Origin of the sequence: Geodermatophilus sp. CPCC 205761, assembly GCF_051383655.1 — a bacterium.
In the GTDB taxonomy this organism is placed as follows: Bacteria; Actinomycetota; Actinomycetes; order Mycobacteriales; family Geodermatophilaceae; genus Geodermatophilus.
This window is the reverse complement of record NZ_JALPKQ010000084.1, coordinates 1-10,763: the sequence shown is the minus strand read 5'-3', so window position 1 is coordinate 10,763 and position 10,763 is coordinate 1. Positions and strand designations below refer to the sequence as shown.

Annotated in this window: 8 protein-coding genes; 7 read left to right on the top strand and 1 reads right to left on the bottom strand. The window is 76.5% G+C overall.

Features of this window, described 5'->3' with window-relative positions:
- Positions 1–248: 248 nt before the first annotated feature.
- From MY526_RS26355 to MY526_RS26325, 7 genes are all read left to right on the top strand, one after another.
- Positions 249–1,652, top strand: coding sequence for an MFS transporter (locus MY526_RS26355; protein WP_436705425.1), 1,404 nt, complete (start codon positions 249–251; stop codon positions 1,650–1,652).
- A complete protein-coding gene (locus tag MY526_RS26350) occupies positions 1,649–2,839 on the top strand; it encodes a cysteine desulfurase family protein (protein WP_436705424.1) in 1,191 nt (396 codons plus the stop codon). Before MY526_RS26355 ends, MY526_RS26350 begins: the two co-directional genes overlap by 4 nt.
- The gene (gene mnmA, locus MY526_RS26345) at positions 2,836–3,924 is read left to right on the top strand and encodes a tRNA 2-thiouridine(34) synthase MnmA (protein ID WP_436705423.1); all 1,089 of its coding nucleotides are present in this window, start codon (positions 2,836–2,838) and stop codon (positions 3,922–3,924) included. The genes MY526_RS26350 and mnmA overlap by 4 nt, the downstream gene beginning before the upstream one ends.
- A 142-nt stretch (positions 3,925–4,066) precedes the next feature.
- Positions 4,067–5,935: a bifunctional metallophosphatase/5'-nucleotidase gene (locus tag MY526_RS26340; protein WP_436695853.1), complete on the top strand. Its 1,869-nt coding sequence runs from the start codon at positions 4,067–4,069 to the stop codon at positions 5,933–5,935.
- A 66-nt stretch (positions 5,936–6,001) separates the two neighbouring features.
- The gene (locus MY526_RS26335) at positions 6,002–7,045 is read left to right on the top strand and encodes a methionine synthase (RefSeq protein WP_436705422.1); all 1,044 of its coding nucleotides are present in this window, start codon (positions 6,002–6,004) and stop codon (positions 7,043–7,045) included.
- A gap of 57 nt (positions 7,046–7,102) precedes the next feature.
- Positions 7,103–9,397: an NAD-dependent DNA ligase LigA gene (gene ligA, locus MY526_RS26330; RefSeq protein ID WP_436705421.1), complete on the top strand. Its 2,295-nt coding sequence runs from the start codon at positions 7,103–7,105 to the stop codon at positions 9,395–9,397.
- The gene (locus MY526_RS26325; protein ID WP_436705420.1) at positions 9,390–9,749 is read left to right on the top strand and encodes a nuclear transport factor 2 family protein; all 360 of its coding nucleotides are present in this window, start codon (positions 9,390–9,392) and stop codon (positions 9,747–9,749) included. The genes ligA and MY526_RS26325 overlap by 8 nt, the downstream gene beginning before the upstream one ends.
- Positions 9,750–10,062: 313 nt before the next feature.
- On the opposite strand, the gene MY526_RS26320 is transcribed toward MY526_RS26325, so the two are convergent.
- Positions 10,063–10,763, bottom strand: a 701-nt coding sequence (locus MY526_RS26320) for an HNH endonuclease signature motif containing protein (RefSeq protein WP_436705419.1), incomplete at its 5' end; no start/stop codon positions are given.

Sequence of the window (10,763 nt, the reverse complement as noted above, 5' to 3'; positions counted from 1 at the left end):
CCCCGAGGCGCCGATCTTCGAGCTGGCCGACTTCGGCGTCGTCGGCGACCTGAACACCGTCGTCCCGCAGGCCACCGAGCTGATCACCGCCCGCAAGTAGAAGGACCTCGCTGCCCCCCACGCCTCGCTGGCGCTCGGCGCGGGACCCTGCAGCGAGGCCACGTCGGGCGCCGACCCCCTCCGGGGTCGGCGCCCGACGCGTGTCCGGGAAGCCGCCGACGGGTGCGGCGGTTGGCGGGGAGGTGGACGTGGGCGACGGCGGAACGGCCGGGGCGGGGATCCTCGACCGGCGGCACCGGCTGCCCACGGCCGGGCTGCTCCTGCTGGTCACCTTCGTCGCGTTCGAGGCGATGGCGGTCGGGACGGCGATGCCGACCGCGGTGGCCGAGCTCGACGGGCTGGCCTGGTACGGCTGGCCGTTCAGCGCCTACCTGGTCGCCTCGGTCGTCGGGATGGTGGTCGGCGGGGACCTGGGCGACCGTCGCGGACCGCGCGCGGCCCTGGTCGCGGGGGTCGGGCTCTTCGCGGCCGGGCTGCTGGCGGCGGGCCTGGCCGGCGACATGCTGCTGTTCGTCGCCGCCCGCGCGCTGCAGGGGCTGGGCGGCGGGCTGATCGCGGTCTCGCTGTACGTCGTCGCCGGGCAGGCCTACGAGGCGGCGCTGCGGCCCCGTCTGTTCGGCGCGATCTCCGCGGCCTGGGTGCTGCCGGCGCTGGTCGGGCCGCTGGTGGCCGGGCTGGTCACGACCCACGGGAGCTGGCGGTGGGTGTTCCTGGGGCTGCTGCCGCTGGTCGTCGTGAGCGTCCTGCTCGTCCTCCCGGCGCTGCGCGGGCTCGCCGCCCCGGCCGTCGCCGGAGGGCGGTGGCGAGCCGCCCGGACGGGCTGGGCCGCGCTCGCCGGCCTCGGGATCGCCGCGCTCCAGGTCGCCGGGCAGCGGCTGGACCTGGTCGCAGTGGCGGTCGCGCTCGCCGGGGTCGTCGCGCTCGGGGCGGGGTTGCGGCGGCTGCTGCCGGCCGGCGTCGTCCGGGCGCGGGCCGGCCTGCCCGCCGTCGTCGGGTCCCGTGGCCTGCTGGCCGGGGCCTTCTTCGGCATGGACGTCCTGCTGCCGCTCGCGCTCACCCAGCTGCACGGCTTCAGCCCGACCGCGGCCGGCATCCCGCTGACCGCCGGTGCGGTCGGCTGGGCGACCGCCTCCCAGCTGCAGGGCCGGCACCCCGGGGTGTCCCGCGCCCGACTGCTCCGGCTGGGGTTCGTGCTGCTGGCCGCGGGGGTCGGAGCCAGCGCGCTGGTCGCCGTCCCGGGGGTGGGCGGGTGGCCGGCGTACCTGACCTGGGCCGTGGCCGGGCTCGGCATGGGCCTGGGCATGCCGAGCGTCGGGGTCCTGCTCCTGGAGCAGTCGCCGGACCACCGGCGGGGTGCGGACTCCGCGGCCTTCCAGATCGCCGACGTGACCGGTTCGGCGCTGTGCGTCGGCCTGGTGGGCGTGCTCGTCGCCGCGGCGACCGCGTCGTTGCTGCCGCTGGCCGGCGCGGTGGTCGCCGCCGCGGTCCTCCTCGCCGCGCTGGCCGTCGTCGGTGCGCTGGTCGCGCCGCGGGCGGCCGCCCCGGTCGAGGAGGGCGCGGCCGAGCCCGCGGCTACGCTGGCTGCGTCATGACGTACCTGGACCACGCGGCGACCACGCCGGTGCTCCCCGAGGTGCTGGCTGCGATGACCGAGCAGCTGGGCCGCGTGGGCAACGCCTCCTCGCTGCACGCCAGCGGCCGCGCCGCACGCCGGGCCGCGGAGCAGTCGCGCGAGCGGCTCGCCGAGGCGCTGGGCGCCCGGCCGTCGGAGGTGCTCTTCACCGGCGGCGGGACCGAGAGCGACAACCTGGCGGTCAAGGGCATGTTCTGGGCCCGCCGGGACGCCGACTCGCGGCGCCGGCGGATCGTCGTCAGCCCCGCCGAGCACCACGCCGTCCTCGACAGCGTCGAGTGGCTGGCCAAGCACGACGGGGCCGACATCACCTGGCTGCCGGCCGAGCCGACCGGGCGGGTGACCCCCGCGCTGCTGGAGGCGGCGCTGGGCGACGGCACCGACGTCGCGCTGGCCAGCGTCATGTGGGCCAACAACGAGATCGGCACGGTCAGCGACCTCGCCGCGCTGGCCGAGGTGGCGCACGCCGTGGGCGTCCCGCTGCACACCGACGCGGTGCAGGCGGTCGGCCAGGTCCCGGTCGACTTCGGCGGCAGCGGCGTCGACGCGCTGACGATGACCGGCCACAAGCTGGGCGGACCCATGGGCGCCGGCGCGCTCCTGCTCCGCCGGGACGCCGAGTGCACCCCGCTGCTGCACGGCGGCGGGCAGGAGCGCGACGTGCGCTCCGGCACGCTGGACGTCGCCGCGATCGTCGGGCTCCAGGTGGCCACGACCGCGGCCGTGGCCCGCCGGGCGGAGCAGGCGACCCGGCTGTCGCGGCTGCGGGACCGGCTGGTCGCCGGCGTGATGGCCGAGGTGCCCGGCGTGCAGCTCAACGGCGCCCCCCTGGACGACGTCGTGGCCGGCGGGCCCGGGCGCCTGCCGGGGAACGCACACCTGTCCTTCCCCGGCGCCGAGGGCGACGCGCTGCTCATGCTGCTGGACGCCCGCGGCGTCGAGTGCTCGACCGGCTCGGCCTGCAGCGCCGGCATCGCGCAGCCCAGCCACGTGCTGCTCGCGGTCGGCGCCGACCCCGACCGGGCGCGCAGCTCGCTGCGGTTCTCCCTCGGCCACACGTCGGTGGACGCCGACGTCGACGTGGTGCTCGAGGTGATCGGCCCGGTGGTGGAGCGGGCCCGGCGGGCCGGGCGGGGGCGCCGGTGAGGTTGCTCGCGGCGATGAGCGGCGGGGTCGACTCGGCCGTCGCGGCGGCGCTGGCCGTCGACGCCGGGCACGACGTCACCGGCGTGCACCTCGCGCTCTCCCCGGACCGGCAGACCCTGCGCAGCGGGGCACGCGGCTGCTGCAGCGTCGAGGACGCCCACGACGCCCGCCGGGTCGCCGACGAGCTCGGCATCCCGTTCTACGTCTGGGACCTCGCCGAGCGGTTCACCGAGGACGTCGTCGAGGACTTCGTCGCCGAGTACGCGGCCGGCCGGACGCCCAACCCGTGCCTGCGCTGCAACGAGAAGATCAAGTTCGCCGCCGTGCTGGACCGCGCCCAGGCGCTCGGCTTCGACGCCGTCGTCACCGGCCACCACGCCCGGCTCGCCGACGGGCAGCTGCGGCGGTCGGTGGACGCGGCGAAGGACCAGTCCTACGTGCTCGCCGTCCTCACGCCCGGCCAGCTGGCCGGCGCGGTCTTCCCGCTGGGCTCGATGACCAAGCAGCGGGTGCGGGAGATCGCCGCGGAGCGCGGGTTCGCCGTCGCCACCAAGGCCGACTCGCACGACATCTGCTTCATCCCCGACGGCGACACGCGCGGGTTCCTCGCCCGGCGGCTGGGCGAGCAGCCCGGGCCGGTCGTCGACGCGGCCACCGGCGCCACGGTGGGGGAGCACTCCGGGGCCTACGGCTTCACCGTCGGGCAGCGGCGGGGCCTCGGCGTCACGGCCGGCGACTCCCGGCCGCGGTACGTGCTCGGCATCGAGCCGGTGTCCCGCACGGTCACCATCGGCACCGCCGACCTGACCGGCGTCGACGAGGTCCGCACCGCGCCGCCCACCTGGACGGGCCCGGCGCCGCGGCTGCCCCTGCGGGCGACCGTCCAGCTGCGGGCGCACGGCGCCCCGGTCCCGTGCGAGGTGACCGCCGACGAGGGCGGCGGCCTGCGGCTGCGGCTCGCCGACTCCCAGCGCGGGGTCGCGCCGGGGCAGAGCGCCGTGCTCTACGCGCCGGACGCCGACCGCGGCGACCTGGTGCTGGGACAGGGCACCGTGCTGGCCGCCGGGCGCGTCGTCCCCGCCTGACCGTCGGCTCCCCTCCGTGGCGGGGTACCGCCGTCCCCGCTAGCGTGCGGGACAGCCGGGCCCGGAAGCAGGACGAGGTGGCCCGACCACCCGCCGCCGGGCCCGCAGCCGGCCCGGTGCCCGCGCGCACCCTGGGGGTCCCATGCGCCGAACGCCTCCCGCCCGCACCCGTCCCGTCGCGGTCGGCCTGGCCACGGCCGCCCTGGTGGCCTCGGGGGTGGCCGCGGCCGGCCCGGCGACCGCCGAGGCGAGCGCCCGCGACGTCCCGGTCCAGCTGCTGGCGATGAACGACTTCCACGGCCGCATCTCGCTCACCACCGGCGGGGACAGCGAGCTGGTCACCGCTCCGGGCCCGGACGGCGTCTACGGCGAGGACGCGGCCGGCACCACCGACGACGTCGTCACCGAGGTCGGCGGCTCGGCGAACGTGGCCGCCACCGTCGCCCGCCTGGAGGCCGCCTTCGGGCAGGAGCACGGTGCGGACGCCGCCTCGTGGTTCGTCGGTGCCGGCGACCTGGTCAGCGCCTCGCCGTTCGAGTCGAGCGTCTTCAAGGACGAGCCGACCATCGAGGTCCTCAACGCGATGGGGCTGGACGTCTCCTCGGTCGGCAACCACGAGTTCGACCGCGGCACCCAGGAACTGCGCCGCATCTCCGCCGCCACCGACGGCACCTGGTCCGACGACGTCGCGGCGTGCGACGGCGTCACCGCGGGCGTGGACGGCTGCTTCGGCGAGGGCGAGCACGCCTTCACCGGCGCGGACTTCCCGTACCTGGCGGCCAACGTGATCGACCGGGAGACCGGCGAGCCGATGCTCCCGCCGTTCCAGGTGTTCGAGACGCCCACCGGACAGCGGGTCGCGCTCGTCGGGGTGGTCACCGAGACGACGCCGACGATCGTCGCGCCGACCGGCATCGCGGACGTGGAGTTCATCGACGAGGCCGAGGCGGTCAACCGGTGGGTGCCGCGCCTGCAGCGGCACGGCATCGAGGCGATCGGCGTCCTCATCCACGAGGGCGGCGAGGCCACCGGCCCGGCGGCGCTGGACCCCAACGGCTGCGACGCCCTGACCGGCCCCATCCTCGAGATCAACGACGCCGTCGACCCCGCCGTCGACCTCATCGTCAGCGCGCACACGCACCAGGCCTACAACTGCCGGCTCCCCGTGGCCGGCGGCGAGCCGCGGCTGGTCACCCAGGCCGGCTACTACGGCCGGCTGGTCACCGACATCCGGCTCACCCTCGACGGCGGCACCGGGGACGTCGACCGGGCGGCCACCTACGCCGCCACCAACGTCCCGGTGACCCGCGAGGCGGGCGACCCGGCCGTGCAGGCGATCGTCGACCACTGGAACGCCCGCGCCGCCGAGGCCGGCGACGTGGTCGTGGGCAGCGTGACCGGTGACCTGCTGCGGGCTCGGGCGCCCGACGGCACCGTGGTGCGCGACGACGAGTCGGTGCTCGGCACGTTCGTGGCCAACGCGCAGCTGGCGGGCGCGCAGGCGGTGCCCGAGCTCGGCAACCCGGTGGTGGCGTTCATGAACCCGGGCGGGCTGCGCACCGACATCACGGCCGGCGAGGTGACCTACCGCGAGCTGTTCGACGTCCAGCCGTTCAGCAACACGGTCAACACCCTCACGCTGACCGGCGCCGACATCGACGAGGTGCTCGAGCAGCAGTTCCCGACGGCGGCGCGGTCCAGCACCCTGCTGCTGTCGACGTCCGACGGGTTCACCTACGAGTACGACCCGGCCCGGGCCGAGGGCGACCGGGTGTTCGACTGCTCCATCCGGATCGGTGGCGCCGCGGTGGACCCCGCGACGGCCTACCGGGTGGCCGTCAACTCCTTCCTCGCGACCGGCGGCGACAGCTTCGCGGCCTTCACCGCCGGCACCGACCCGGTCACTGGGCCGGTGGACGTCGACACCGCGGTCGCCTACCTCGGGGCCAACACGCCGCTGACCCCGCCGGCGGGCGACCACGCGATCCCGGTGACCACGCCCAGCTGCTGACCGGCCCGGCGAGGGTCGGCCGACCGCCTCGGCGGGGTCGCGGGGGCGGCGGACTACCGTCGCCCCGTGGCCCCGCCGATCGACCCCGCACCCCCGGTCGACCCGTCCACCGGCGACGACGCCGCCGAGCCCGCGTTCGCGTGGGGCCCGGCCACCGGCGTCGGCTCCCTGCCCGGCACCGATCCCGCCGAGGCGCTGCGCACGGTCACCGGCGAGCTGCCCGGGTTCGCGCACCTGCCCGAGCTGCCCGCCCGTGGCGCCGGCGCCGACCTCGTCGGCCGCAGCGCCGCGCTGCTGGTCGACCTCGCCGTCGACCTCACCCCGGCCGGCTGGCGGCTGGTCGCGCGCGGGGGCATCGACCAGCGGCGGGCCCGGGAGTTCCTCGCCCGTGACCTCGACGCCCTCTCGGAGGTCGCCGAGACCTACGAGGGTCCGTTCAAGCTGCAGGCCGCCGGGCCGTGGACCCTCGCCGCAGGGCTGGAGCGCACCCGCGGCGACCGCGCCGTCGTCGACCCGGGGGCCCGCCGGGACCTGGCCCAGTCGCTCACCGAGGGGCTGGCCGCGCACGTCGCGGAGGTCGGCGCGCGGGTGCCGGGGGCGCGGGTCGTCGTCCAGCTCGACGAGCCGTCGGTGCCCGCCGTCCTGCAGGGCGGGCTGCCCACGATCAGCGGGTTCGGCAAGCTGGCCGCGGTCGAGGCCTCGGTCGTCCAGCAGGAGCTCGCCGGGGTCGTCGCGGGTCTCGGTGCGCCGGTGGTCGTGCACTGCTGCGCGAACCGCGCGCCGCTGGAGCTGTTCCGGGCCGCGGGGGCCGACGCGGTCTCCTTCGACCTCGGTCAGGTGCAGGACCTCGACGCGATCGGCACCGCCGTGGACGCCGGCACCCACCTGCTGCCGGGCGTCGTCCCAGGGACCGACGCGACCCTCCCCGCCGCCAAGGCGACGGCGTCCCGGCTGCGGGCCTGGTGGAACGAGCTGGGCTTCCCCGCCGAGCACCTGCACGCCGCGGTCACCCTCACGCCGGCCTGCGGTCTGGCCGGCGCCACCCCCGGCTACGCCCGGACGGCGATGACGCACGTCCGCGAGGCGGCGCGGTACCTGCAGCCGGAGTGACGCACCCGGCCGGGTGAGTGCCGGTTCGCTGTCGCACCGGCCGGATACGGTTCCGTCGTGACCACCGAAGCCGAGCTGGACGAGCCGCTGGTCGACGCCCCGCAGGTCGGCGACGCGACCGATCGGGAGGACCTCACCGAGGTCCCCGACGACGCGCGCACCCGCCACCGCGACCTCTCCGAGGAGCTCGACCGGTACGCCTTCGCCTACTACGTGCAGGACGCGCCGCTGGTCAGCGACGGCCAGTACGACGAGCGGATGGCCGAGCTCAAGGGCATCGAGGCCGCCCACCCCGCTCTCGTGACGCCCGACTCGCCGAGTCAGAAGGTCAACGGCGGGTTCACCGCGACCTTCGCGCCCGTGCAGCACCGGGAGCGGATGCAGAGCCTGGACAACGTGTTCAGCAGCGACGAGCTGTCGGCCTGGGCGGCGCGGGTCGAGCGCGAGGTGGGCACCGCCGCCGGCTACCTGTGCGAGCTCAAGGTGGACGGCGTGGCCGTCGCGCTGCTGTACGAGCAGGGCCGGCTGGTCCGGGCGGCCACCCGGGGCGACGGGACGACGGGGGAGGACGTCACCGCCAACATCCGCACGATGGATGACGTGCCGCAGCAGCTGACCGGCGACGACGTGCCCGGGCTGCTCGAGGTCCGCGGCGAGATCTACTTCCCGATCGCGGCGTTCGCCGACGTCAACGCCGGGATGGTGGAGGCCGGCAAGCCGCCGTTCGCCAACCCGCGCAACGCCGCCGCGGGGTCGCTGCGGCAGAAGGACCCGCGGATCACCGCCTCCCGGCCGCTGCGGATGGTGGTGCACGGCCTCGGCGCGCGCGACGGGTTCGCCCCGGAGCACCAGTCGGCGGCCTACGAACGGCTGCGCGAGCTGGGCCTGCCGGTGAGCACCCGCTACCAGGTGGTCGACGACCTCGAGGGCGTGTGGGCCTTCATCGAGCGCTACCGGGAACAGCGGCACTCGGTCGAGCACGAGATCGACGGCGTCGTCGTGAAGGTCGACCAGATCGCGCTGCAACGACGGCTGGGCTCGACCTCCCGGGCGCCGCGGTGGGCGATCGCGTTCAAGTACCCGCCGGAGGAGGCGACCACCAAGCTCCTCGACATCCGGGTGAACGTCGGCCGCACCGGTCGGGTCACGCCCTTCGCGTTCATGGAGCCGGTCAAGGTCGCCGGGTCGACGGTGCAGCTGGCCACCCTGCACAACGCCAGCGAGGTCAAGCGCAAGGGCGTCCTGATCGGCGACACCGTCGTCATCCGCAAGGCCGGGGACGTCATCCCGGAGGTGCTCGGCCCGGTCGCGGCCGCCCGCACCGGCGACGAGCGCGAGTTCATGATGCCGACGCACTGCCCCGAGTGCGGCACCGAGCTGCGGCCGGAGAAGGAGGGCGACGCCGACATCCGGTGCCCGAACGCGCGGTCGTGCCCGGCGCAGTTGCGGGAGCGGGTCTTCCACGTGGCCGGCCGGGGTGCGTTCGACATCGAGGTGCTCGGCTACGAGGCGGCGATCGCCCTGCTGCAGAGCTCCCTCCTGCAGGACGAGGGCGACGTCTTCACCCTCGACGAGGAGAAGCTGGAGCGGACGTCATTCTTCACCAAGAAGGACGGCGCGCTGTCGGCCAACGGGCGCAAGCTGCTGGCCAACCTGCAGACCCGGAAGGACGTCCCGCTGTGGCGGGTGCTGGTGGCGCTGTCCATCCGGCACGTCGGGCCGACCGCCGCCCAGGCGCTGGCCCGCGACTTCCGTTCGATCGACCGGATCGTCGAGGCCGCCGAGGAGGAGCTCGCCGCGGCCGACGGGGTGGGGCCGACGATCGCGAAGTCGGTCCGCGACTGGTTCGCCGTCGACTGGCACCGCGAGGTCGTGGAGAAGTGGCGCGCCGCCGGTGTGCGCATGGCCGACGAGGGCGAGGACGCCGGCCCCGGCCCGTTGACCGGCGTCACCGTCGTCGTCACCGGGTCGCTGCGCGACCTCAGCCGGGACCAGGCGATCGCGGCGATCCAGGAGCGCGGCGGCAAGGTGACCGGCTCGGTGAGCAAGAAGACCGGCTTCGTCGTCGTGGGCGCCGACCCGGGCAGCAAGTACGACAAGGCCGTGCAGGTCAAGGCGCCGATCCTCGACGACGACGGATTCCGGGTGCTCCTCGAGGAGGGACCCGAGGCGGCCCGCGCGGTGGCCACCATCGGCGACGGCAGCGGGACCGTCGCCGAGACCCCCGCCGAGGGCGGCGCGACCCCCGCCGAGGGTGGCAAGACCCCCGCCGATGGCGCCGAGGCCCTCGGAGAGGGTGGCGCGACCCCCGCCGCGGACAGCGAGGCCTCCGCGGAGCGCGGCGATGGGTGACGACCCGCTCGCGCTGGAGGAGCAGGGCTGGCAGGCGCTCGGCACCGGCCCCGAGGCGGCGGCGGAGTTCTACGCGCGGGTGCTCGACACCGAGGTGGAGATGATCTTCCCCGGTGGCGCGCGCATCGACGATCGGGCAGCGGTGCTCGCCTCGATGGGCGGCCCGCCGTGGGAGTCCTGGTCCCTCGAGGAGCCGCGGGTGCGCGAGCTCGGCCCCGGGAGCGCGGTGGTGACCTACGGCGTCGTCGCCCATCGGGCCGGCGCCGAGCCGTACTCGGCCCTGGTGAGCAGCGTCTACGTGCGGCGGGACGACGGGTGGCGGCTCGCAGTGCACCAGCAGACCCCGCGCTGAGCGCCTGACACAGCGGGGCGTCCTCTCGCCGACGGAGGCGGCTCGGGCTGTCCGGTGGTGAACCGCCGGCGGTGGGTTTGAAGGCACGGCGCCGTGCGCCCGCATCCGCCCGCCCTGGACCGTGAGCTGTGCGGCGTTGGCCCGAGCCGTGAGCTGCGCGCGTGGACCTGGAGCCGGGAGCCCGGAGCCGTGGGACTCAGGGCTGCCGGCGGACCGCGCACTCGGCTGGAGTCGTGCGTGCCCCGCCGCCGGGTGGGGTGGTATGTCGGTGGCGCTCGTCCCTCGCGGTGGCTCGGGCCGTGGCCCCCGTTCCTCAGTAGGGCGGGGGTGTGGTGGTCGCGGTGAGGCCGGTGGGGGTGGTGACGGTGAGGGTGCCGTCGGGGGTGAGGGTGTGCCGCCAGCCGGGGGCCTGGTGTTTGCCGCGGTGGTCGGTGGTGCAGTAGCCGGCCAGGTTGGCCGCGCTGGTGGGGCCGGCCGGCCAGGGCCGGTGGTGGTCCAGCTCGCCGGCGCGGGGCACGCGGCGGCGGCAGCCGGGAAAGCGGCAGCGGCGGTCGCGGGCGCGCAGGAAGCGGTCCAGCGCGGCGCCGGGCCGGTAGCCGGCGGTGGGGCCGGGGGTGCCGAGGCCGGGGCGGCCGGTCAGGTCGTGCCGGCAGCCCTGCGGGGCGCGGTGACAGCCGGGGTCGCCGCAGTCGGCGGCGGCGCGCAGGCCGGGCAGGTCGGTGAGGGTGTGCAGGGCGCCGGTGAGGGCGTCGGTGAGGGCCAGCCGGGGCCGGTCGGCCAGGCCGCCGCCGGCGGTGGCGGCCAACAGGTCGGCGAGCCGGTCGCGCTGGGCGTCGGTGGCGGCGGCCAGCGCGGTCAGCGCGTCGGGGGCGGTGGTGAGCCGCCCGCCGGTGCCGGTGGTCCAGGCGGTCTCCTCGGCGGTGTCGGCGGCGCGGGCGGTGCCGACCAGCCGGCGGGCGTGCCCGAGGGCCAGCCCGGCGGCGTGCACCGCGGCGCCGGGGAAGACGGAGGCCA